At 66.9% G+C, this 22932-nt stretch carries 18 protein-coding genes; 11 read left to right on the top strand and 7 right to left on the bottom strand.

What is annotated here, in order from left to right; translation table 11 throughout:
• The first annotated feature begins 71 nt into the window (after nt 1-71).
• From JKL49_RS07720 to JKL49_RS07710, 3 genes are all read left to right on the top strand, one after another.
• On the top strand, nt 72-683 hold the full coding sequence (locus tag JKL49_RS07720; protein ID WP_215339585.1) for a nitroreductase family protein: 612 nt from the start codon (nt 72-74) through the stop codon (nt 681-683).
• A 105-nt stretch (nt 684-788) separates the two neighbouring features.
• Nucleotides 789-3254, top strand: a complete 2466-nt coding sequence (locus JKL49_RS07715; RefSeq protein ID WP_215339583.1) for a TonB-dependent receptor — start codon at nt 789-791, stop codon at nt 3252-3254.
• A gap of 17 nt (nt 3255-3271) precedes the next feature.
• Entirely contained in the window at nt 3272-4753 is a 1482-nt protein-coding gene (locus JKL49_RS07710) for a CehA/McbA family metallohydrolase (protein ID WP_249778050.1), read from the top strand.
• A 302-nt stretch (nt 4754-5055) separates the two neighbouring features.
• Here the strand turns inward: JKL49_RS07710 and queF are convergent, their stop codons facing one another.
• A complete protein-coding gene (gene queF / locus JKL49_RS07705) occupies nt 5056-5511 on the bottom strand; it encodes a preQ(1) synthase (protein ID WP_215339579.1) in 456 nt (151 codons plus the stop codon).
• A 96-nt stretch (nt 5512-5607) separates the two neighbouring features.
• On the opposite strand from queF, the gene JKL49_RS07700 reads away from it, so the two are divergent.
• From JKL49_RS07700 to JKL49_RS07675, 6 genes are all read left to right on the top strand, one after another.
• Nucleotides 5608-6411 carry an SDR family NAD(P)-dependent oxidoreductase gene (locus JKL49_RS07700; protein WP_215339578.1) on the top strand — a complete coding sequence of 268 codons (804 nt, stop codon included), beginning with the start codon at nt 5608-5610 and terminating at the stop codon, nt 6409-6411.
• Nucleotides 6412-6617: 206 nt separating this feature from the next.
• Nucleotides 6618-7310, top strand: coding sequence for a TorF family putative porin (locus JKL49_RS07695; RefSeq protein WP_215339576.1), 693 nt, complete (start codon nt 6618-6620; stop codon nt 7308-7310).
• 347 nt (nt 7311-7657) lie between these two features.
• Complete coding sequence (locus JKL49_RS07690) at nt 7658-9598, top strand: polysaccharide biosynthesis protein (RefSeq protein WP_249778049.1); 1941 nt, start codon at nt 7658-7660, stop codon at nt 9596-9598.
• 64 nt (nt 9599-9662) lie between these two features.
• Nucleotides 9663-10685, top strand: coding sequence for an NAD-dependent epimerase (locus tag JKL49_RS07685; protein WP_215339574.1), 1023 nt, complete (start codon nt 9663-9665; stop codon nt 10683-10685).
• Nucleotides 10686-10950: 265 nt separating this feature from the next.
• Nucleotides 10951-11211 (top strand): hypothetical protein, encoded by a 261-nt coding sequence (locus JKL49_RS07680; RefSeq protein WP_215339572.1) that lies wholly within the window; start codon nt 10951-10953, stop codon nt 11209-11211.
• Between the two features lie 122 nt (nt 11212-11333).
• Nucleotides 11334-12131 (top strand): hypothetical protein, encoded by a 798-nt coding sequence (locus JKL49_RS07675; protein ID WP_215339570.1) that lies wholly within the window; start codon nt 11334-11336, stop codon nt 12129-12131.
• 282 nt (nt 12132-12413) lie between these two features.
• Here the strand turns inward: JKL49_RS07675 and JKL49_RS07670 are convergent, their stop codons facing one another.
• The 4 genes from JKL49_RS07670 to JKL49_RS07655 all read right to left on the bottom strand — a co-directional run bounded on the left by JKL49_RS07670 (nt 12414) and on the right by JKL49_RS07655 (nt 19820).
• A complete protein-coding gene (locus JKL49_RS07670; protein WP_215339568.1) occupies nt 12414-15500 on the bottom strand; it encodes a TonB-dependent receptor domain-containing protein in 3087 nt (1028 codons plus the stop codon).
• 367 nt (nt 15501-15867) lie between these two features.
• Nucleotides 15868-16425: a hypothetical protein gene (locus JKL49_RS07665; RefSeq protein WP_215339566.1), complete on the bottom strand. Its 558-nt coding sequence runs from the start codon at nt 16423-16425 to the stop codon at nt 15868-15870.
• A gap of 168 nt (nt 16426-16593) precedes the next feature.
• Entirely contained in the window at nt 16594-19113 is a 2520-nt protein-coding gene (locus JKL49_RS07660) for an ABC transporter permease (RefSeq protein WP_215339564.1), read from the bottom strand.
• Nucleotides 19110-19820 (bottom strand): ABC transporter ATP-binding protein, encoded by a 711-nt coding sequence (locus tag JKL49_RS07655; protein ID WP_215339562.1) that lies wholly within the window; start codon nt 19818-19820, stop codon nt 19110-19112. Before JKL49_RS07655 ends, JKL49_RS07660 begins: the two co-directional genes overlap by 4 nt.
• A gap of 57 nt (nt 19821-19877) precedes the next feature.
• Here JKL49_RS07655 and JKL49_RS07650 point away from each other — a divergent pair, with 57 nt between their 5' ends.
• Nucleotides 19878-20480: an arylesterase gene (locus JKL49_RS07650; RefSeq protein ID WP_215339560.1), complete on the top strand. Its 603-nt coding sequence runs from the start codon at nt 19878-19880 to the stop codon at nt 20478-20480.
• Here the strand turns inward: JKL49_RS07650 and JKL49_RS07645 are convergent.
• Both JKL49_RS07645 and JKL49_RS07640 read right to left on the bottom strand, forming a co-directional pair.
• Nucleotides 20477-21766 (bottom strand): nucleotide sugar dehydrogenase, encoded by a 1290-nt coding sequence (locus JKL49_RS07645; protein WP_215339558.1) that lies wholly within the window; start codon nt 21764-21766, stop codon nt 20477-20479. The two genes, JKL49_RS07650 and JKL49_RS07645, sit on opposite strands and share 4 nt — an antisense overlap.
• 155 nt (nt 21767-21921) lie before the next feature.
• Complete coding sequence (locus tag JKL49_RS07640) at nt 21922-22314, bottom strand: MerR family transcriptional regulator (protein ID WP_215339556.1); 393 nt, start codon at nt 22312-22314, stop codon at nt 21922-21924.
• Nucleotides 22315-22431: 117 nt separating this feature from the next.
• Here JKL49_RS07640 and JKL49_RS07635 point away from each other — a divergent pair, with 117 nt between their 5' ends.
• Nucleotides 22432-22839: a response regulator transcription factor gene (locus JKL49_RS07635; protein ID WP_215339554.1), complete on the top strand. Its 408-nt coding sequence runs from the start codon at nt 22432-22434 to the stop codon at nt 22837-22839.
• The last annotated feature ends 93 nt before the right edge of the window (nt 22840-22932 follow it).

Here is a 22932-nt window from a genome sequence, read left to right as displayed (position 1 = left end):
AACTAGCTTGCGAAACCACCCCCATATAAGAGAACTTCCCTGTCGGCTTTCCTAATGAGGCGCGCTCCAAGATGACCCTGTCACTTCCCGCCGCCCCGCTGTTTGGCCAGCCGGTCCCGCAACATCCCGCCCCCGAGGTCCTGAGCTTCCTGGCCACCCGGCGCTCGGCCTCGGCCGTCACCCTGGCCGAGCCGGCCCCCACCGCCAGCGAACTGGCCAGCCTGCTGCAGCTCGCCGCCCGCGTGCCCGACCACGGCAAGCTGGCGCCCTGGCGCTTCATTATTCTGGAACCCGCCGCCAAGGCCGTCTTTGCCGACCGCTTGGAGGCCCTGGCCAATTCACGGGGCGACGCGCGCGCCGCAGCCAAGCTCGCCAAGCTGAAGATTCCACCGCTCGGGGTGGCTGTGGTCTCGCGGCCCAAGCCGGGCGAGATCCCTGAGTGGGAGCAGTTACTCTCCGCCGGCGCGGTCTGCACCACCCTGCTCTACGCCGCCATGGCGCTCGGATATGGCGCCAACTGGATCACCGACTGGTACGCCTATGACGACGAGGCCAAGGCGATCCTGGGTCTGGAGCCTGAGGAAAAGGTGGCCGGGTTCATCTTCCTGGGAACCCCCAAGGAGCCGCCGCAGGAGCGTGAGCGCCCCGATGTCGCCGGCTTGGTCACGGCCTGGCGGCCCTGACGCCCGTTCGGCGCCTGTCGCCACAACGACATCGAGTTGTCGCCCAGCCGATACCCAGGAGCGCTATGGCCCATGAGCATCAATTGAAGATGCCGGGGGACGACCATGAAACTTCAACTTTTCGCCGCGGCTGCGGCTTGTGCGCTGGTGGCCGCGGCGCCGGCCTTCGCGGAAGACGCAGCGCCGAACACCGTCGACGAACTTGTCGTCACCGGCCGGGCCGGGCTTGAAGCGCAGCGCAAGGTTGAAGCGAGCTACGCCGTCACCACGATCTCCGAGGAAAAGCTGCGCATGCAGGCTCCGGTGAGCGTGGCCGAGGTGCTCAAGAATGTGCCCGGCTTCTGGGTTGAGGCCTCCGGCGGCGAGGCCGGCGCCAATATCCGCGCCCGTGGTATTCCGATCGAAGGCTATGCCGCGATCGGTCTCAACGAGGACGGGATTCCCGTCCAGCACGACGGCGGCCTCGGCTTCCTCAACACCGACCAGTCGTTCCGCCTCGACGAGACCATCCAGCGCGTGGAAGTGGTCCGCGGCGGCCCCTCGTCGATCTTCGGGTCCTACGCCCCGGGCGGGGTCGTCAACTTCATCACCCGCAAGGGCTCCGACCACCTCGAAGGTCTGGTGAAACTGCAGGCCGGCGACTACGGCTACGGCCGCGGCGACTTCTGGGTCGGCGGCCCGGTGGCGGGCTTCCGCCTCGGCCTGGGCGGTTTCTACCGACAGGACAACGGGGTGCGCGATCCCGGCTATACCGCTGACCAAGGCGGCCAGATCCGCTTCTCCATCGGCAAGGATTTCGAGAACGGCTCGATCGACTTCAACGTCAAGCACATCGACGACAACATCATCTTCTTCCTGGGCATCCCCCTGACCTTCGACTCCAAGGGCGACACCGCCGCGGTCCCGGGCTTCGATCCCAACTACGGCACCTTCGCCGGGCCGGAGACCAGCCACTTCACCTTCCGCAGCAACCGCGGGCCCTACAATTTCGACCTGACCCGCGGCACCGACGTCAAGCTCGACCAGTACTCCTTCCAGTTCAAATACGATCTCGCCGGCTGGCAGATGCAGGACGGCCTGCGCTACCGGACCAGCGACATCAGCCGCTCCGGCCTCTTCCCCAACACTCCGGTCCAGGCCGCGGCTCGCATCACCCAGGTCCTGGCCGGCCTTCCCGCTGCTCTGGGCGCCACCTCGGCTCAGTTCCGGTTCGTGAATGCCCCGGGCGAGGTGTTCAACGTGGCCGCCCAGAACGGCACCGGCCTGGTGATGGACGCCTCGATGCGCGAGCAGGACATCAAGCTCGACGAATGGATCAACGACCTGCGGCTGCTGCGCACCTTCGAGGTCGGGAGCCAGTCGCATGACGTGGCCCTGGGCTTCTACGTCGCCAAGGTCGACGAGAGCTTCTTCCAGACCGGCGCCTCGGCCTTGGTGGATGTGCAGGACCAGGCCCGCCTGCTGGACCTGGTGGCCCTGAACGCCTCGGGCGCGGTGGTCGCCAACTTCACCGAGAACGGCATTTCCCGCTACGGCCTGCAGTTCAACAACGCCGAAGGCTCCTCCGAGACCTACGCATTCTACGGTTCCGACGCCTGGAGCCTGACCGACAAGCTTCGCGTCGACCTCGGCGTCCGGTGGGAGAAGATCGACCTCTCGGGCCGCAACGAACGCAGCGCCACCATCAACCTGGGCCAGTCGGCGACCCTGGCCGATGACAACGTACTCTCCGGGACCGGCGTTTTCGACGCCCTGGACCGCAGCTTCGACGGCTGGGGCGCGACCATCGGCGTCAACTACCAGTTCCAGCCCAACATCGGCGTCTTCGGCCGCTATACGAAGGGCTTCCGCCTGCCGTCGCTGGGCGATTTCATCACCAATCCCACCAACACCGCGCCGCGCACCCAAAAGATCAACCTCGCCGAGGCCGGGCTGAAGATCCAGGAAGAGCGCTTCGATCTCTATGCGACGGCCTTCTACACCGCCTTCGACAGCCAATCCTTTTCCGAGACGGTGTTCAACCCGACGACCGGGGCATTCACCAGCCGCACCGAGTTCACCGATACCCGGTCCTACGGCGTCGAGCTGGAGGGGACCATCCGGCCGACCGACTGGTTCGACGTCAGCTTCACCGGCACCGCCCAGGATCCACGCTTCGGCGATTTCAAGTTCAGCACCAATGTCGGTGGGACGCTGGTCCCCAGCGACTTCTCCCACAACATGCAGGTCCGCGCCCCCAAGGTCAGCGGCCGCATAACCCCGGGGGTCAACCTGTTCGACGGCAAACTGCGGGCCGAGCTTGATCTCCAGTACTTCAGCAAGCGCTTCTCCGACGCCGCCAACACCCTGATCATTCCCGCCTACCACCTGATCAACGCCCAGGTGCGGTTCAACCTGAACGACCAGATCTCGATCTACGGCTACGGCACCAACCTGACCAACGAGATCGGCCTGACCGAGGGCAATCCCCGCGCCGGGCAGTTCGTCTCCGGCGAGACCGGCGCGCGCTACTACCTCGCGCGGCCCGAGCTTGGCCGGGCCTTCCGGGTCGCCGTACAGTACCGATTCTGATGAGTAGGATTCGGCATTTGGCGGCGGGTTTGGCGGCGGTCTGCGCCGCCTTGCTCGCCGTCGGAGCCACCGCGGCGCCGACGCCCGACATCACCCTTCGCGGAGCCATGACCGGAGCCGACCACCAGACCTATCGCGAGGTTCCGTTCCGGGTGCCGTCCGGAACCACCCGGCTGACTGTGGAATTCGAGTACACCGGCAAGGATCAGAAGTCGGTCATCGACCTGGGCCTGCGCGACCCCCTGCGATTCCGTGGCTGGAGCGGCGGCAACAAGAACCGCTTCACGATCTCGGAGTCGGAAGCCACCCCGTCCTACCTGCCGGGGCCGCTGCCCGCCGGTGAGTGGAAGCTGGTGCTGGGCGTGCCCAACCTGCGCAAGGATGGTCGTGCCGACTACACCGCGCGGATCCATCTTGAACGCGGCGCGGCCTTCAGCGGCTTCCAGACCTCGCCCCTGAAGAGCGGACCAGGCTGGTTCCGCGGCGACCTGCACATGCACACCAGCCACAGCGACGGCTCCTGCCTGTCGCGAAAGGGCGTCCGTGTCCCCTGCCCGGTCTTTAAGACCCTGGAGGCCGCCGCGGCCCGGGGCCTCGATTTCATCGCGGTCACCGATCACAACGCCACTTCGCAGAATGAAGCGCTGCGGGAGCTGGCGCCCTATTTCGACGACCTGCTGCTGATTCCGGGCCGGGAGATCACCACCTTCTATGGCCATGCGAACGTCTTTGGCCCCACCAGCTTCCTGGATTTTCAGCTCGGCTCGCCCCGGGCGCCGAACCTCGCCACCCTGCTGGAAGAGGTCGAGAAGGCCGGCGGCCTGATCTCCCTCAACCATCCGGGCCAACCCTCCGGCGAAATCTGCATGGGCTGCGGCTGGGTCGCCAAGCCCACGGACTTCTCCCGCATCCAGGCGATAGAAGCGGTCAATGGCGGATCGCTCGCCCTCCCCAAGGGGGCTGAGAGCGTCATCTCGGGCATTCCCTTCTGGGAAGCGCGGCTCAATGAGGGCCTGCGGATCACCGCCATCGGCGGATCGGACAACCACGACGCAGGCCTCGACCCGAGCAAGGCCGGGGCCATTGGCCGCCCCACCACCGTGGTCCGCGCGGCCGATCTGTCCCAGACCGCCATTCTTGAGGCGATCCGGCTCGGCCACGTCTTCATCGACATCGGCGGCGGCCGCGACCGCCTGCTCGAGGTCACGGCGAGTCTCGGGGGAAGGACGGCCGAAATGGGGGATCTGCTGTCCGCAGCATCGGGAGAGAAGGTGCTGCTGCAGGTTCACGTCGTCGGAATGGAAGGTGGGGCCGTTCAGATCAAGGGCGACGGCCTTTCCCTGCTGTCGACTTGGAAGCAGGACATTTCCGGTGCGGACCAGGTTCTCACATTCACCGCCACCGCGGACGGCGCGCGCCACTGGCTCCGCGCCGATGTCCGCGACCGCGAAGGCCGCCTGCTATTGCTTGGAAATCCGATCTATCTGGCGCCGCCCTAGGCGGTCTGTGGGCGCCGATAGACCCTGAAACACAACGGCCGGACGGCGAAGGGTCGCCGCCCGGCCTGAAGTGTGACACGCCCGAGGAGAGTTGGGCGACCGATACATACCCCATTTTGGCGGCGTCGGCTAGTCGACGGTTGATTCGCGCCGCTCCTGTTCCGCCTTGGGACTCATTCCCATCGCAGGGATCGAAAGATCGTGGGAAAGGCCAGCCCTCGCTCTACTGTGAAGCTTGGGTTTCGACCTGCAAATACATGGCGCGGATCGGCATCAGGACCGCGCGGGCCATCGAAACCTCGTCAGCCGCGACCACGGTAGGGTGCGACACCTTGATCCGGCAACCATAAACCTTCGGGCGCCGCGCCGCTCTGCCAGAAGACGTCGATGGGGATGCCGCCGCGCGGGAACCAGTAGCCGCCGATCCTCAGCCAGAGGGGCTGGGCCACCTCCACGATCTTGCGGCCGATGGCCACCGTGCAGTCCTCATGGAAGGCCCCGTGATTACGGAATGCGCCCAAATACAGCTTCAACGACTTGCTCTCGATCAGCCACGGCCCCGGCGTGTAGTCGATCACCAGATGGGCGAAGTCGGGCTGGCCGGTCACCGGGCACAGAGAGGTGAACTCAGGAACCGTGAAGCGCGCCAGATAGAGAGTGTCGGCCTGCGGGTTGGGCACCCGCTCCAGAACAGCCTCTTCCGGCGAGGCGAAGCCGCGGACTTCGCGGCCGAGTTGGGTCAGATGGGTCTCGTCCATGCCGCGCGCTTTACGCCGCGCGAGGCTCGCCCGCAACAGAGACTCCGCCGCGCCGAGGCGCTATCACCGCTCAAATCATAAGGGAGAAGACGCGCGATGAGCGGCAAGGATTTCCAAGATTTCGTGGTCGTGGTGACCGGCGCCTCCACCGGATTGGGGCGCGCCATCGCCGTAGAGACCGCCAGCCGCGGCGCCGCCGCCGTGATCATCAACTACGCCTCAAGCGCCGATGAAGCCGCTGAGACCGCCCGCCAGGTCGAGGCTCACGGCGCCAAGGCCGTCATCGTCCAGGGCGATGTCGCCTCCGACGACGACTGCCGCAGGATCGCCACGGCGGCGCAGCCCTTCGGTCGCATCGACGCCCTATTCAACAACGCCGGCGTCACCAAGTTCGCGCCAAACCACGCCGACCTGGACGCGGTCACCGCCGAGGACTTCCTGCGGCTCTATAGTGTGAACGTGGTGGGCGCCTATCAGATGGTCCGCGCCGCGCGGTCCCTGCTGGAGGCCGCGCCGCAGCCCGGCGCCGTGGTCAATACGTCCTCCATCGCCGGCGTAGCGGGAATCGGCTCCTCCGTGCCCTACGCCGCCTCCAAGGGGGCCCTGACCACCATGACCCTGTCCCTGGCCCGTGCGCTCGCCCCGAAGATCCGCGTCAACGCCATCTGCCCCGGGTTCATCGACACCCCATGGTTCGGCAAGGGCGTCGGCGCCGAGCGCGCCCAGAAGATGCGCGACGGCGCCGCAGCCTCCACGCCGCTGAAGGCCGCCTCCACCGCCGAGGACATCGCCGGCGCCGCCGTCTTCCTGGCCGCGCCTGCTTCGAAACACGTCACCGGCGAGACCCTGCTGGTGGATGCTGGGACTCACCTGAACTATTCGCCGCTGGCGATGCGTTGAGGCTTGACCACCTCGGGCGGGGCGTGGCGCCTAAGGCACAGCTAACCGCCTAATTGCGCGGCGCCTCGTTCCGTTAACGCACAAATTCCGCGCACAGAGTACCTAGGGGGCGCTACGGCTCCGCCTCGCGTTGATCTGGAGGTCTCCAACTGGCGATCTCCGGCGACGGTTGAGCGAAGCTCGGCTGGATATAAGGGGATAACGAAATGAACATTCTTAAGACCACGCTTCTCGCCGCCGCGGCCACCGCCGCCATGGGTGGAAGCGCCCTCGCCGCCGATGACGACATCGCGCTGTCCTTCAACCTCGGCGCGGCCACGGACTACATGTTCCGCGGTGTCAGCCAGACCGACAATGGCGGCCAGATCTACGGCGGGGCCGACGCGACCCTGTACGGCATCGGCTATGCCGGCGTCTGGGTGTCGAACGTTGAATTCAACAACGGCACCGACCTGGAATACGACCTCTACGCTGGCATCAAGCCGGTGGCCGGCCCGGTGAACTTCGACCTGGGCGTCTACTACTACGGCTATTCCAACCAGCCCACCGGCAGCCATGAAGACTACGTCGAGTACAAGGCCGCCGCTTCGACCGCGGTCGGCCCCGCCACCGTCGGCGCGACGGTCTTCTATTCGCCGGAGTTCTTCGGCAAGACCGGCAAGGCCACCTATTACGAAATCAACGGCGCCATCCCGGTCGTCGACAAGGTGTCGGTCTCCGGCGCTGTCGGTCACCAGGAAATCGAAGGCCCGGCCGACTACAACACCTGGAACCTGGGCGTGGGCTACGCGCTCAACGACCACGTCGGCTTCGACCTGCGCTACCATGACACCGACGAACATTCTTTCGGCGACATCTATGACGCCAAGGTCGTCGTGGGCGTGAAGGCCAGCTTCTAGCTCTAAGCCTCACTCTGCTGTTCTGGAAAAGCCGTCCCCTTGCGGGGGCGGCTTTTCTGTTTCCGGCGGCGACCTTTGAGGTCGCGTCTGCTCAGGTGTGCAGTCCCGACAAGACGGCCAGAAAGACGCCCTAGCTCCAAGACGATAGAAGCGCGTCCGATGGGCGAACCAGCTTCCACTCGCCGCAGACGCGCTCTAGGGTCTGGCCCTTGTCTCGCGCCCTTGGTGAAAAGGTGCGCGATGCGGCTCGTTTCCGGACGGAAAGCTCGCCGGACGGGAGTTTCATTGGACGGTCGCGCCCGCCCCTCTATGGTGCGAAGTCGGACGACCGGAGCGGAGCGCGATTCATGGAGCAGATGGCCAACCGAGCCCAGACCATCGTCGTCGACACGCTGATCGCGGCTGCAGCCTTTTTCCTCGCCTATCTTTTATCCTCTGCCCGTACGCTGGGCCTCGACGACGGCGATCTCTCCACCCTCAATGTCGTGCAGCTGGTGGGCCTCTACGCCGCCCTCGCCGCCGTCTTCTCCACCGTGTTCCGGCGCGAGCTGTCACCCTGGCGCTATGTCTCCATTCCCGACGCTCTAGTCCTGGCCCGAACCGCGGTGCTGACCGCGGGGGTCTTCCTGCTGGCGGTGTTCGTGATCGACCGGGCGAGCGGCCTGCCCCGTTCTGTCCTGGCCATGGCCACCATCTTCCAGATGACGGGCTCCATGGGCGCGCGGATCATGCGCCGCGCCCTGCACGAGCACGCCCTGGACAGCTTCGCCCCCCTGAAATCCGTGCGCGACCGCGCGCCCCAGGCCCCGTCCCTGCTGCTGATTGGTCCGATGGCGCTCGCCGACACCTATCTGCGCGACGTCGCGCGGCGGCACGACCACGCCTGGACCCCGGTCGGCATCGTCGGCCCCGACGTCCGCGACGTGGGCCAGCAGGTGCGTGGTGTCTGCATCATCGAGTGCATCGACAATCTGGAGGCGGCTCTGGCCGACCTTCGGCGCTGGAACCGCTATCCGCGCGCCATCCTGTTCCTGGACGAGCCCGGCCGCCTGAAGGGGCTGACCGCCGATCAGCTGGGCCAGTTGAAGAACGATGGCATCCGCCTGTTGCGCCTCCCCTCCATCGTCGAGCTGTCGCAGCACGACGGCATGGCCCTGCTGCCCATGCGCGAGATCAGTGTCGAGGAGCTGCTGGCCCGCGAGCCCATCGAACTGGACCATGAGGCCGTGAAGGCCCTGATCCACGGTCGCCGCGTGCTGATCACGGGGGCCGGCGGCTCCATCGGGGCCGAGCTGGTTCGCCAGGTCGCCGCCTTCCATGCCGCCCATATCACCATGCTCGACTTCTCGGAGACCTCGCTCTTCGAGATCGACCGCGAACTGGGCGAGACCTTCCCCTCCCTGTCGCGGCACGCCGCCCTTGTGGACGTGCGCAACGCCAGCCGGGTGGCCGACTGTTTCCAGCGCCAGAAGCCCGACCTGGTCTTCCACGCCGCGGCCCTGAAGCACGTCTCCATGGTCGAGCGTCACCCCTGCGAGGGCGTACTCACCAACGTGGTCGGCACCTGGAACGTCGCCGAGGGCGCGCGCGCCTCAGGCGCGGCCCAGATGGTGCTGATCTCCACGGACAAGGCCGTCGACCCCTCCAATGTCATGGGCGCCACCAAGCGCCTGGCCGAGGCGGTGATTCAGGCCCAGCAGAACGGCCAGGGCACGCGCTTCTCCGCCGTGCGGTTCGGCAATGTCCTGGGCTCTGCAGGCTCCGTGGTGCCAATATTCAAGTCTCAGATTGATCGTGGCGGTCCGGTCACCGTGACCCACGAGGACATGGCCCGGTTCTTCATGACCATTCCCGAGGCCGCGCAGCTGGTCTTGCACGCCACGGCCACCTGCGCCGAGGGGGCCGACGCCGCCCACGCCCGCCTCTTCCTGCTGGAGATGGGCGAGCCGGTGCGGATCATGGACCTCGCCCGCCAGATGATCGCCCTCTCCGGCCGCGTCCCCGGCAAGGACATCGAAATCGAGATCACCGGCCTGCGGCCTGGCGAGAAGCTCACCGAAGCCCTGCTGGACGAGACCGAGCGGTCCCTGCCCTGCGCGCCGAAGGTCATGGAGGTGGTTTCTTCCTCCGCCTTGCGCATCACCGCCAACCATCTGCTGGACCTTGAGGGTCTCGCCGACAAAGGCGATGTGGAGGACGTGCGTCGCGCGCTCTTCGACCTGGTCGCTCAGATTCGTGGCGAGAAGCCCGGCGCCGCCCCGGCCCTGCGGGTCGTCGCCAACGGCTAACGGGACGATTGCGCGCCCCCAGCGGCTGGCTCTAACATCGCATCGCGTAGCGTAAGAGAGACTTATGGCGGTTATCCTGGTCACCGGCTCGGCGGGCTTCATCGGCTCGCACACCGCCCACCGGCTGCTGGATCGCGGTGACAAGGTCGTCGGTCTGGACGACCTGAACCCCTATTACGATCCGACCCTGAAACAGGCCCGCCTGTCCCGCCTGGAGGCCCGTAAAGGCTATCGCCACGCCAAGATCGACCTGGCCGACCGCGAGGCAGTGGCTCAACTGTTCAGGGATGTGAAGCCCGACGGCGTGATCAACCTCGCCGCCCAGGCCGGCGTCCGCTACAGCCTGGAAAATCCGGAGGCCTATGTGGACTCCAACGTGGTGGGCTTCCTCAACATCCTGGAGGGCTGCCGCGCCACCCAGCCCAGGCACCTGGTCTTCGCCTCGACCAGCTCGGTCTACGGCGCCAACGGCAAGCTGCCCTTCTCGGTGCGTGATCCCGTGCACCACCCCATCACCCTCTATGCGGCCACCAAGCTCGCCAACGAGTCCATGGCCCATTCCTACGCCCACCTGTTCGGCATCCCCTCGACCGGCTTCCGATTCTTCACCGTCTATGGCCCTTGGGGCCGCCCCGACATGGCGCTGTTCAAGTTCACCGAGGCGATCCTCAAGGGCGAGCCCATCGACGTCTACGGACAGGGCAAGATGCAGCGTGACTTTACCTATGTGGACGACATCGTCTCCGGCGTGGTGGCGGCCCTGGACCGGCCGGCGACGATCGATCCGGCCTGGGATCCGCTCGCGCCCAACCCGGCCACGAGCGGCGTCGCGCCCTGGCGGATTCTCAACCTGGGCAACAGCCAGCGGGTCGAGCTGATGCGTTATATCGAGGTCCTGGAGGAGAAGCTCGGCCGCAAAGCCCAGCTCAACCTGCTGCCCATGCAGCCTGGCGACGTCAGCCGCACCGAGGCCGACACCACCGAGACCCAGGCCGCCCTCGACTACGCGCCAAAGACCCCCATCGAGACCGGCATCGGCCGCTTCGTCGACTGGTACATGGACTACTACAAGGCGGCCACGACCTAGCGCTTTTTCCGATAAGTGTGAAACGGTTATCGGGTCGAAAAATGCTCTAACTTCTTGAATTAGAGCCCTTTTTATCCGATCTGACTGACGCAGTCAGATCGGAAAGGGCTCTAGCGCCGGGCGGCGATCTGGCCGCCACACGCCCCCCGCGAATCGCTCCTGGCGCCTCCATGGCTTGTGCGTCTTCGCGTCGCGCGGGCGTTCACTTGAGCTCCCCCAAATTGGGGCCTACGAATTGCACCCAGCGCCGGGGGGGTGCTTCAAAATGATACGTGTCGTCTTCTGGTGTGGTGTCGCTCTGGCGGCCATCATCGCTTCGGTGGGCTGGGGGTCCGTGGACCGCTCCTTCACCTATTTCCGTGACAACGCCTATGAGCGTGAGGCGGCGCTGCAGCAGTGCCTGGCCGGACAGGTCAAGGGCGTGATCTGCCAGAACGCCGCCCGCGCCGCTCGCACCGTCGCCTCCCGCGACGGACTGATCGGGCTTTATTCCCCCACCACCACGGCCGTGGCCACGATCCACTAAGGCCGGTCGAGCCCCTTCCCAGTAAGACCGCACGGGTCTTCCGCGTCCGTAGCGCGTCTTGTTTTCGGTTGCGCAACCGCGGCCCGGCGCCTAGCGATAGGGCATGTTTTCAGGAGCGCCCCATGGCTCAGCCGGTCGCCTATGTCATTAGCAAGCCCGACACCCTGGGCCCGGAGATCCGCAAATTCGCCCAGGCGCCCCTGAGGCAGACCGCCTTCCTCAACAGCGTGCCCAAGTGCGGCACCCACCTGCTGCGCAATATCGTGCGCATGTTCGTGCCCATCGAGCAGCACTACGACCGCGAATTCATCCAGATCCCCAACTTCCAGCAGCACGTAGGCGCGCTCAACCCGGCGAGGCCGACCTTCAGCGTGGGCCATCTGCTGTTTTCCGACATGTCCCTGATGGCGCTGAAGCACGCCCGGCAGGTGGTGCTGGTGCGCGACCCCTACGACTATGTCCTGGCCCGCGCGCGGTTCAGCCTGTCCGACCAGTTCGATCATCCCGAACTCAAGCCGCTGAAGAACGGCGCGGTGAGTGTCGAGCAGATGATGAACATGATGATCTTCGGCATCCCCGGAAAGGGCCCCGCCCTGCGCGAGGTCTTCACCTTCCACGCGGTCGCCTGGCTGGGGACCGGGGTTAAGCTGGTGCGCTACGAAGACATCATCGGCCACCTGAAGAACCTGGAGGCGCCGGCGGCGGAGGCCTACTTCGGTGACCTGCTGGCCCACCTCGGCATCGCATTGCCCGACGACTGGCGCGCGCGGGTGGCGGTCGGCGCGGCACGTGAACACAGCGCCACGTCGCGCGAAAAGCTGTCGGGCGGCATGGCCTTGCCCGAGGTGCTGCCCGACGACCAGAAGCGGGCCGTGGACTTCATGGCCCCGGGCCTGCGCGAGTTGCTCGGCTACGCCTGAGGGCGCGACTCCCTCCTCATCAGCCGCGGAGAGCGGCCGGTTCGAGACTTCTTGAACGCGCGCGCCTGCGCCCCATTGAACGTCATCCTCGGGCTTGTCCCGAGGAGCCATAGACGCCCCGGCGGACGTTGAGCGCCGCGGCGCCGTTCGCTCGCCCTGTGGGAAGTCGGAGATCATGGATCCTCGGGACAAGCCGGAGGATGACGTTCCTGGAGTGTCGCGCACGAAAAAGGGCGGCGGACTTAAAGTCCGCCGCCCCCATTTCGTTGGTCTAGATCAGGCTTAGAAGCGCAGCTTCACGCCGCCGAACACCCGGCGACCCACGACGTCGTAGGTGGAGGGGTCGGTGCCCGACTGGACGTTGGGCTTGTAGGTTTCGGCTTCCTTGTTGAAGACGTTGTTCACGCCGAGGCGGAACTCGACATTGTCGGTCAGGGCGTAGGTGCCCGACAGGTCGAAGTACCAGACCGAACCAGGACCCGTGAACTGGGTCTCGCCCGGGAACTCGATGTTCAGACGGTTTTCCATCGAGCTGATGTAGCGGGCCCGGGCGTCAACCTTCAGGTCACCAACAGTCCAGTTGGTGTTGATGGTGGCCTTCCAGTCCGGGAAGCTCGTGCCGAGGCCGGAGCCGAAGTACGAGACGGTGCCGGCGAAATCGAGTTCCTTGGATCCGGTGAAGGGATCCTGTTGCTTGAACTCGATCACGTGGGTCAGGACCGCGCCCATGCGGACCGAACCCCAGGACGACGGGGCGCCCAGCCATTCCAGGTCGAAGCCGTAGTCGAACTGGATGTCGATGCCGCTGGTCTTCTGGTGGCCGCCGTTGGAGGCGGTGAACTCGGCGTAGCCGTTGTTCGGATCGTAGACGAACAGGATGTCGCCGCCGGTCCGCAGGATGCCGTCGCAGTTGACGTTGGTCGGGCTGAAGGTCGGGTTGGTGCCATAGTAGTTATAGCAGGCGGCCACGATCTGGTTGGGGGTCGGGGTCAGGATCGCCTTGTCGATCTTGATATTATAGTAGTCCACCGAGCCTTGCAGGCGCGACAGCCACTGGTTTTCCCACGGCGACTTCCAGACCAAGCCGGCGGTGAGGGTGGTGCCCTCTTCCGGCTTCAGGGCCTTGTTGCCCAGAACGTCCACACCGATCTGCGAACCGGGGGTCTGCACGAAGGTGCCGATCGCGGTGGACGACACACCGCCGTTGAAGCCGGCCGTGCGGCAGAGCGCGGTGATCTGAGCCGCACTGGCCCCGGTCCGCGCCTGGGTCGTGACCGAGCAGGGGTCGAAGTACTGCGGCGAGTTGCCGCCACCGGAGAACAGTTCCGAGAAGTTCGGAGCCCGGACGGAGCGCTGGTAAGAGGCGCGGGCCCGCAGCAGGTCGTTGACCTCCCAGTTGACCTCGGCCTTGTAGGCGTAGACGCCATCCAGCTGGACGCTGTTGCCGGCGATCTTGTCGGCGAACTCGTTCTTGGAGTAGCGAACGCCCAGGTCGATTTCCAGGCTCTTGATCAGGGGCTGGTCCTTGATGACCGGAATGGCGAGTTCGCCGAACAGGTCCTTGAAGGAGTTGGTGCCCTTGTCGGGGTTCTGGTTGCTGAAGCCCGAGATCGGGCCCGAGGCGGCGCCCGGATCGAAGTTGTACTCGAAGCCACGATATTCAGCGCCGAGCACGATCTGCATGTCGCCGGCCGGGAGCTCGGCGATCTTGCCGGTCACAAAGCCCTGGGCGATCTGCTGGGTCATCTTGGTCGACAGCGAGGTGGCGACGGCCAGGTACTGCTGGCAGGCGGCCGAGATCGGCTGGCGTCCGAAGATGTTGAAGCCGCCGGCGCAGATGCTGGCGCCACCGTCGGCCGCTTCGATCAGGGTCTGCAGCTTCTGGGTCTGCACATTGCCGGCTTGGGTCTGGGTGATCGTGGTGCGGCCTTCGGAGACAGAGACTTCGAAGTTGAAGCCGGTGTCGCCGATCGGGCCCTTCATGCCAGCCAGGAACTGGACGACCGTGTTGTCGTAACTCGACTGACGCAGACCGATGTCCAGGGTGCGCTGGCGCATCCGGAAGGGCTCGGTGGCCCCGGCTCCGACCAGCGCCGGGTCATCGCCGGTGCGGCTATTGAGCAGGGTGCGCAGATCGGCCGGGATGAAGGGGTTCGTAGTCGGCACGACCAGCTGCTGGGCGATCTGTTGGCCCGGGGTCACCAGGTTGGAGATCACGTCCTGCGTCCGGGCGGTGCTCGGGTTGCGGGTGTTGACGGTGGGGAACGGGGTCGGAGCCAAGGCGGTGGCGGCGGTGTATTCGGTCCAGCCGCCGGAGGCGAAGAACTCGATCCCGTTGTCCAGCTCGTAGTTCACCTTCGTCATGAAGGAGTACCGGTCGAGCGGCAGGGTCAGGATGTTCACGAAGTCGAAGTTGTAGCTGTACAGGTCGGGGTACAGGCTTTGGTTCACCTTGCCGTCGATCGGATAGGTGAAGTGCTGCACATCGAGGGGGTTGTTGAAGATCCCCTTGTAGAACAGCGAGCCGTTCTGGTTGAAACCGATGGTCCCCGAGGTCAGCGAGGTCTTCGTCGAAGCGACGCCATAGGTGGCGAAGATGCCGTCCAGGGCAGCCTTGGTCGGGGCGTTGGCGTTACCCCAGAACAGGGCGCCTTCCGGCAGGAAGGAGGTGGTGGAGGTGGCGTTCTGCGAGAACGAACGCTGCGACTTGATCATCGCTTCACGGTACGAACGGTCGAAGCCGAACACCGCGTTGCCCTTGCCGTCGGCGAAGTTGCCGCCGATGGCAGCCGACAGTTGGTACTCTTCAGCGTCCCAGAACTCGGTGGAGTTCGAGTAGTTGGCGCGGATGTCGACGCCTTCGAAGTTGCGCTTCAGCTTGACGTTGACCGCGCCCGAGATGGCGTCGGCGCCGTAGGTCGCACCGGCGCCGCCGGTGATGACTTCGATGCTCTCGATCAGGGCCTGCGGAATGGTGTTCAGGTCGACCGTCAGGTCGTTGGCCGACACCATCGGACGACGGCCGTCGATCAGCACGACGTTGCGGTTCGAGCCGAGGCCGCGAAGGTTGATGTTGGACTGGCCGCCGTTGCCGGGGTTGTTGGAGGTGGTGGTTCCGGACGGGTTCACCTGCGGCAGAGTGTTCAGATAGGTGTCGAGCGTGATGTCCGCATTCGCCACCGTCTGATCGCCGGTCACGGTCGAGATCGGGCTGTTGGCCACGTAGTCCTGACGGACGATCCGCGAACCGGTGACGACGACTTCGGTCACTTCGTTGCTTTGCGCGTAGGCCGCGCCGGCGGTGGCGAAGGCCGCACCGCAGATCATGGTCGACGCCAACAGGCGCGACCGCATTGAGTCAGCTTTCAAGATTAAGTCCTCCAGCGGCTCGACAGGTCCAAGCGACCTTCGAGGCACGCTCCCCAGAATCGGATTTCGAAAAATCCCACTGCCGAGACTAAGGCGTCTCGGATGTTACGGGGTCAATCTTCGAAACATATCGCACATGTGTTTGACCCCGTTCTGTCACATTATCGCCACGCCCCGGCCTGTCTTGAGGCTATCCCGGAGCGAATTTTACCCTCGCCTCGTCGCATCTGACCCAATTTTTCGGCGCGGGGCTCCAAAGACAGGACGCGCGTTATCGGGTTGTGACGTCACAATATGAAGACCATCAGTGACCATTCCTGGTGGTGTTGATAACAATCCGAGATAGTCTTGACCGGCTGGGAGCCCGTCAGGCCGTGCGTTGGCTGATCAGTTCGGAGATGGCGTCTAGTTCCACGCTGGCGCCGGCGTCACCTCGGGCGACCTTCGCCAGCAGGCCCATGACGCCTTCGAGAACGTGGGCGCGCCCGTTGGTCACCGGACGACCGCCGCGGGTTCCCCCCAGCAGGGCGGCCCGCGCCGCCAGGGCGGCGGGCAGGTTCATCTTCTGCACCAGGGCGTCGACCTTGGGCAGAAGCTGCTCATGATTGACGTCGATCTGGGACACCAGTTGCCAGATCGGAAGGCCTCCCACCGTGCCGTGGTCCAACAGGGCGCGGGCGTGGGAATGGGATTTCCGGAACGCGCCGGGCGTCACGTCCACGCTCTTGCGGAAGGCCAGGACCGACAGCGGCAGCGCGTCGTGGGCGCTGAGCCCCAGCTGCCGGCGGGTCACGAGGGCGACCACGGCGATCTGCCGCGCCAGGCCGCGGTTGTCAGGACCGTTCTCGCGCTTCCAGAGATCCAGATACAGGTCATAGACCTTCAAGAGGGTCAGGGCGTGCTGTGCGGACTCTATCGTTTCCATGGGCGTGGCTTAGCGCAACCTGTGGTTTCTTTTGAGATAAAGAATAGCGATCTCAAATAGTCATGACCACTATGCTAAGCAGAAACCGCCGTAACGTCGACGGAGATGACGTCACACCCCATCATTGAGACGTTCAGTGCACGACTGTTTCAGTGTACTGCGCGGCGCCTATTCGCTGCGGAGCGCCGGGGCGGGCCGGCGGGACAGGGCCTGAAGCGACGCCGCCAGACCGCCGAGCGCCGCCAGGAGGGCCGCGCCGCCCACCAGGGCCGCGATCCCGGTCCAGTCCACGCTCCAGTGGGCCTGGAACACCTTTGTCACCACCGGCCACGCCGCGGCGCAGCCGAGGGCCACGCCGGCCGCTCCGGCCACCACGCCGACGGCGCCGTATTCCAGGACGTAGACACTTAGGATCTGCCCCCGCGAGGCGCCCAGCACCTTAAGGATCGCGGCCTCCCGCATGCGCGACTGGGCGCCGGCGGCGATGGCTCCGGCCAGGACCAGCAGCCCGGCCAGAGCGGCCACACCCGCCGCGCCCCGGATCGCCAGGGCCAACCGACCGAACAGCTCGGTGGCCGCCTCCAGCTGCTCGCGCACCGAGATGACGTTGACCTCGGCGAAGTCCACGCCCAGGGCCCGGGTCGCCGCGGCCTCCTGCGCCTTGCTGGCCTTGGCGATCGCCACGTGGCGCAGGTTGGCGCCCTCCAGGGCCGCGGGGTCCAGCACCAGGGGGAAGCTCGCGCCGAAGCCGCCGAAGTCCACCTTGCGCAGCACCGCGACCTTCGCCTCGATGTCGCGACCCAGGACCGAGAGGGTGACGCTGTCCCCCAGTTTCAGGCCACCGGCCTTGGCGACCTCGGCCTCCATGGCCAGCAGCGGCGGGCCCGCATAGTTCGAGGGCCACCAGTGGCCCTCGACGATCCCGGCGGCGGGTGGCTCGGCGCCGATAGCCGAGAGCGAGATGTCGTTGTCATAGGCCCAGCGTTCGGACCGCGCGATCTGGCTCGCCACTACGGCCTTACCGTTGATCTGGCTGATGCGGCCGGTGGCGAAGGGCGCGCGCAGGTAGTTGTCGACGGTGAGTGGGACACCGAACGCCTTGGTGAGGGCGGCGTCGAAGGCCGTAACCCGGTCGCCGGGAATCTCGGTGAACACCAGGGCCGGCGCCGTGCGGGGCGCAACCTCGGCCACCTGGCGCAGCAGGCTCGACTGGATCAATACGACGGCGGCCAGCAGGGCGACGCCGAGGCCGATGGCGGGCGCGGCGGTGCGGGCGGCCGAGCGCGGCCCCGCCAGACTGGCCAGCGCGATCCGAAGAGATCCCCTCGCCCCGATCCGGGCTCGTCCCGCCAGCCAGGCGCCGCCGAGGCCGAGCGCCCACAGGATGGCGAAGGCCACCACCACGCCGGCGATCATGATCGCGGCGGCCAGCGGCGTCGGCGCGGTCGCCACCGCCAGGGCGGCGAGCGCGCAGGCCGCCAGGCCCGCCCCGACGATCTCGATCCCCCAGGCAAACCGGGTCGGCAGGTCATGGCGGAACAGGGTGGCCGGCGAGGTCAGCCGCGCCCGCGCCAGGGGGCCGAGCGCGAAGGCCGCCGCCGACAGCAGCCCGAAGGCGCCGGCCTTCAACAGCGGCAGGGGATAGATCCCGAACAGCGCCGGGATCGGCAGGTCCTTGGCCACCAGAGCGCCCAACACCAGGGGGGCCGCCGCGCCGATCGCCAGGCCGATGGCCACCCCCAGCAGCGCCAGGGCGCCGATCTGGATCAGGTAGAGATTGCGCACCAGGGGCCCTTCGGCGCCCAGCGCCTTCAGCACCGCGATCACCGGCTTGCGCTGCTCCAGGAAGGCCGAGACCGCCCCGTGCACGCCGAGCCCGCCGGCCACCAGGGAGGCCAGGCCGATGAAGCCCAGGAAGTATTCGAGTTGTTCGATCAGCCTGCGCAACCCCGGCGCCGCCTCGTCCCGCTGGCGGACCCGAGCCTCGGCGCCCTTGAGCGCCTTGGTGAGTTGTTTCGCGGCCGGCGCGGTGTCCGCGCCCGCCGGCAGAGCGATCCGCGCGGTCTCGCCGAACGGCAGACCTGGCGCAAGGAAGCCCCCCTCCTCCACCACCTGCAGCCGCGTGAGCACACGAGGACCCAGGGCGAAGCCCCGCGACAGCCGGTCCGGCTCCTGCACCAGGACGGCGCGGGCGATCATTGGGGTATTGCCCACAAGTATCCGGTCGCCCAGCTTCAGGCCCAGCCGATCCAGCAGGGCCTGTTCCACCACCGCGCCGGGCACGCCGCCCACGGACCGCAGGGCGTCGGCCAGGGACTTCGCCCCCTGCAATTCCACCTTGCCCGCCAGGGGATAGTCGCCGCTGACGCCGCGCAGCTCCACCAGCCGGCGCTCACCGGACGGGGCCTCGGCCATGGCCCGGGCGCTGACCGCCCAAGAGACCTGGCCCATTTTCGAGATCGCGGCCCGCTCCATCGGAGTGAAGCGGCGTTGCTCCAGGGTCGCGGCAAGGTCACCGCCGAGGATCTCGCGCGCCTGCCCCGCCAGCCCCTGCCGGAACGCCTCCGCCGTCGAGCCGGCCGCGGCGATGGCCGCCACGCCCAGGGCCAGGCAGGCCAGGAAGATGCGGAAGCCGCGCACCCCGCCCCGCAATTCCCGAACGGCGAACCTCCAGGCCAGGGGACTCATGCGGCGGCGACCGTCCGCCCGTCGCCCAACACCACTTGGCGGTCGGCGCGCTTGGCCAGGACCGCGTCGTGGGTCACCAGCACCAGGGCCGCGCCGGTCTCCACCACCAGGTCGAACATCAGGTCAGCCACCAGGGCGGCGTTGGCGGCGTCGAGATTGCCGGTGGGCTCGTCGGCGAACAGCAGGGCGGGCCGGGGCGCCAGAGCCCGGGCCAGCGCGATGCGTTGCTGCTCGCCGCCGGACAGCTGGTGCGGATAGTGCCGTCCCCGCGCCGCCAGCCCCACCCGGTCCAGCCAGGCGCGCGCCACCTCGGCGGCGTCACGGCGCCCGGCGATCTCCAGGGGGGCGGCGATGTTCTCCACCGCCGTCATGTTGGGCAGCAGGTGGAAGGACTGGAAGACCAGGGACACCCTGCCCCGCCGCAGACGCGCGCGGCCGTCCTCGTCCAGCTTGGACAGGTCCTGGCCAAACAGGCGCACGGCTCCGGCGGTGGGCAGCTCCAGCCCCGCGGCCACCGAGATCAGCGACGACTTGCCCGAGCCCGAGGGCCCGGTCACCGCCACCCGTTCGCCCGACTCCACCCGGAAATTCAGGTCGCGTAGAATCTGCACCGGCCCCGCCGCCGACGGCAGGCTCAGCGACACCCCGTCCAGTTCCACCGGCGCACCGGCCTGCGTCGTCTGCGCCAAGTAAGGTCCCGCTTCCATTGAGCTGTGATGCTGAGCCCTTAAATAGGACAGACTCATGACCGATACACCTGCTCCATGTTGACCCGCCGCCTGCTGATCGTCGCCGCCCTGGCCGCCCCCCTCCCCGCCCTGGCCGCGGGCAGGCCGGTGGTGACCATCCTGGGCGACTCCATCACCGCCGGCTTCGGCCTGCCGGTTTCGGCCGCCTTCCCCGCGAGGCTACAGGCCGAGCTCGCCAAGCTGGGAAAAAGCGCAACCATCCGCCCCGCCGGAGTCTCCGGCGACACCACAGCCGGTGGGCTGGCGCGGGTGGACTTCAGCGTCCAGAAGGACACCACCCTGTGCATCGTGGCCCTGGGCGGAAACGATCTGCTGCAAGGCCTCAAGCCCGCCACCACGCGTGCGAACCTCGACGCGATCGTGCGGCGGTTGAAGGCGCGGAAAATCCATGTGCTGCTGGCTGGCCTCGCCGCCCCGCCCGCCATCGGCGGCGGCTATGCGCGGGACTTCAACGCCGTCTTCCCGGCGGTGGCCAAGGCCCACGGGATCGCCCTCTATCCCAACCTCCTGGCCGGCGCCGCAGGCCTGACCCAGCGCGACGGCATCCACCCCAACGCCAAGGGCGCCGCCATCATCGCCCAGCGTCTGGCCCCTGTGGTCGCCCGGGTTCTCGGCTAGAGTCGTAGGTCGGCCCCTCCCTTGGGGAAGACAGACTTGACGTCATAGAGCACCGCGCCGGGCTTCCCGAGCGCGCGGATGGCCGGCAGCCCCATCTCCAGGAAGGCGGAATGGGCGACGGCCACCACGATGGCGTCGTAGGCGCCTTGGGCCACCTCGGCGACCGGACGGACGCCGTACTCAGCCTGGGTCTCGTCGGCGTCGACCCAGGGATCGTAGACGTCGACGGCCACATTGTAGTCGGCCAGTTCGCGGACGATATCGATCACCCGCGTGTTGCGCAGGTCGGGGCAGTTTTCCTTGAAGGTCAGGCCCATCACCAGAACCCGCGCCCCGCGCACCTTGGTGTCGCGCTGGATCATGGTCTTGATCAGGCTCTGGGCGATATAGGCGCCCATGCCGTCATTGATCCGCCGCCCGGCCAGGATCACCTGCGGGTCGTAGCCGGCGTCTTGCGCTTTGTGGGTCAGGTAGTAGGGATCGACCCCGATACAGTGGCCGCCCACCAGGCCCGGCTGGAACTTCAGGAAGTTCCACTTGGTTCCAGCCGCGGCCAGCACCTCCTGGGTGTCGACCCCCAGCCGGTTGAAGATCAGCGAGAACTCGTTGATCAGGGCGATGTTCAGGTCGCGCTGGGTGTTCTCGATCACCTTGGCGGCCTCGGCCACGCGGATCGAGCTGGCCAAGTGGGTGCCCGCCGTCACCACCGCGCCGTAGAGGGCGTCGACGAAGGCCGCCACCTCCGGCGTCGAGCCCGAGGTCACCTTGATGATCGAGGACAGTCGGTGGGCCCGGTCGCCGGGATTGGCGCGCTCGGGGCTGTAGCCGGCGAAGAAGTCTGAGTTGAATGTCAGGCCCGAGACCTGCTCCACCACCGGCACGCAGTCCTCTTCGGTGGCGCCCGGATAGACGGTGGATTCGTAGATCACCACACCGCCCTTGGAGATGGCGCGGCCCACCGTGCGGCTGGCGGCCAGCAGGGCCGAAAGATCGGGGCGCTTGTGGCGGTCAATGGGGGTGGGGACGGTGACGATGAAGACATTGCAGGCCGCGAGATCCGCCTCGTCCAGGGAGAAGGACAGGTTGGCGGCGGCGGTCAGTTCCTCGGCGTCGACCTCCAGGGTGCGGTCGTGGCCGGCCTTCAGCTCGGCGATCCGCTCAGCGCCGATGTCGAAACCTACGACCGCATAGTGTCCGGCCAGGGCCACGGCCAGGGGCAGGCCGACATAACCCAATCCGATCACGCCGATTTTCACCGGGGACCGGGTGAAGGGACTCTCAAGCATTCTCGTCTCGACGCCATCGCGGCGTCCTCGCCGCGCGGGCCCTGACTAGCATGGATCGCGGTTGTGACAGCCCCCTCAGGCGCCGGCGGCCTCGCGGGCCAGGGGGTTGGGGTCGGCTGAGCCACGCGGACGAGGGTGTTGCGGTCGGTGTGGTGTCAGTGCTGCAGATGCGCTTCCAGGCGGGCGCAGGCGGCTTCGAGGGTTTCGATGGCGCCCACCACCTCCTCGCGCTGCTGCTCCAGAGCGGTGATCCGCTGCTGGAAGGCGCGCAGGGCGAGCGCGTTCTGGGCCGCGTCCTGGTCGGCCGGATTGTGCAGGTCCAAAACCTCGCGGATCTGGGCCAGCGACAGGCCGACCCGCCGGCCGCGCAGGATCAGCTGCAGCCGGGCGCGGTCGCGGCGGGAATAGAGCCGCTGCTGGTCCCGGCGCTCGGGCGACAGCAGGCCCTGCTCCTCGTAGTAGCGCAGGGTGCGCGGCGTGACCTCGAACTCGCGGCAGAGCTGACCGATGGTCAGCAGGGTGGGCGGACGGCGAAGGCTGGTGGTCATGGCGGGGCCTCTCTCAAGTCTCGGCTCCATCTTAGTCGATGAGTTTGGAACGACCAGTCTCAGCCCTGATTGTGGCGTGGATATTGAACTTCGCCTGGGATCACGCACCATCGCGACATGATCCGCTTGATCCTCCTGTGGGCCCTAGTCCTCGCCGGCGGCGCCTTTGCGCTGCAGTGGCTACAGTACCGGGCGCTGACTCACGCCCTTCCGCTGCAGATCTATGTCGCTCTGGTGGGCGCGGCCTTCGCGGCCGGTGGGGTCTGGGTCGGCTGGAAGCTCAATGCCCGCAAGACCGCCTTTGAACCCAACACCGCCGCCGTCGCCTCGCTCGGCCTCACCCGCCAGGAGGTGAAGGTGCTGAAGCAGCTGGCGGCCGGGCAGTCCAACAAGGAGATCGCCCGAACGCTCGGCGTCTCGCCCGACACCGTGAAGACCCACGCCGCCAACCTGTTTTCCAAGCTGGAGGTCAGCCGGCGCACCCAGGCTGTGCGCAAGGCGCGCGACCTGCACCTGCTACCCTAGGCGAAACAGGCGACCGGGATGATTTCACCCTTTCGGGTGATGGCCGTAAGCTTCGCCGGACCGCATTTTGGGGGCCAGACGCGGGAGCAACCA

This window comes from Phenylobacterium glaciei (assembly GCF_016772415.1).
GTDB lineage: Bacteria > Pseudomonadota > Alphaproteobacteria > Caulobacterales > Caulobacteraceae > Phenylobacterium > Phenylobacterium glaciei.
The sequence above is the reverse complement of the archived record's forward strand: the minus strand, read 5'-3'. Positions and strand labels throughout refer to the sequence as shown.

Excerpts from the sequence above, each read along its gene's own strand:
- JKL49_RS07700 (WP_215339578.1), top strand. The coding sequence starts at position 5,608 with ATGAGCGGCAAGGATTTCCAAGATTTCGTGGTCGTGGTGACCGGCGCC.
- JKL49_RS07685 (WP_215339574.1), top strand. The coding sequence starts at position 9,663 with ATGGCGGTTATCCTGGTCACCGGCTCGGCGGGCTTCATCGGCTCGCAC.
- JKL49_RS07635 (WP_215339554.1), top strand. The coding sequence starts at position 22,432 with ATGATCCGCTTGATCCTCCTGTGGGCCCTAGTCCTCGCCGGCGGCGCC.
- JKL49_RS07675 (WP_215339570.1), top strand. The coding sequence starts at position 11,334 with ATGGCTCAGCCGGTCGCCTATGTCATTAGCAAGCCCGACACCCTGGGC.
- JKL49_RS07680 (WP_215339572.1), top strand. The coding sequence starts at position 10,951 with ATGATACGTGTCGTCTTCTGGTGTGGTGTCGCTCTGGCGGCCATCATC.
- JKL49_RS07715 (WP_215339583.1), top strand. The coding sequence starts at position 789 with ATGAAACTTCAACTTTTCGCCGCGGCTGCGGCTTGTGCGCTGGTGGCC.
- JKL49_RS07690 (WP_249778049.1), top strand. The coding sequence starts at position 7,658 with ATGGAGCAGATGGCCAACCGAGCCCAGACCATCGTCGTCGACACGCTG.
- JKL49_RS07665 (WP_215339566.1), bottom strand. The coding sequence starts at position 16,425 with ATGGAAACGATAGAGTCCGCACAGCACGCCCTGACCCTCTTGAAGGTC.
- JKL49_RS07645 (WP_215339558.1), bottom strand. The coding sequence starts at position 21,766 with ATGCTTGAGAGTCCCTTCACCCGGTCCCCGGTGAAAATCGGCGTGATC.
- JKL49_RS07655 (WP_215339562.1), bottom strand. The coding sequence starts at position 19,820 with ATGGAAGCGGGACCTTACTTGGCGCAGACGACGCAGGCCGGTGCGCCG.
- queF (WP_215339579.1), bottom strand. The coding sequence starts at position 5,511 with ATGGACGAGACCCATCTGACCCAACTCGGCCGCGAAGTCCGCGGCTTC.
- JKL49_RS07720 (WP_215339585.1), top strand. The coding sequence starts at position 72 with ATGACCCTGTCACTTCCCGCCGCCCCGCTGTTTGGCCAGCCGGTCCCG.
- JKL49_RS07640 (WP_215339556.1), bottom strand. The coding sequence starts at position 22,314 with ATGACCACCAGCCTTCGCCGTCCGCCCACCCTGCTGACCATCGGTCAG.
- JKL49_RS07660 (WP_215339564.1), bottom strand. The coding sequence starts at position 19,113 with ATGAGTCCCCTGGCCTGGAGGTTCGCCGTTCGGGAATTGCGGGGCGGG.
- JKL49_RS07650 (WP_215339560.1), top strand. The coding sequence starts at position 19,878 with ATGTTGACCCGCCGCCTGCTGATCGTCGCCGCCCTGGCCGCCCCCCTC.
- JKL49_RS07695 (WP_215339576.1), top strand. The coding sequence starts at position 6,618 with ATGAACATTCTTAAGACCACGCTTCTCGCCGCCGCGGCCACCGCCGCC.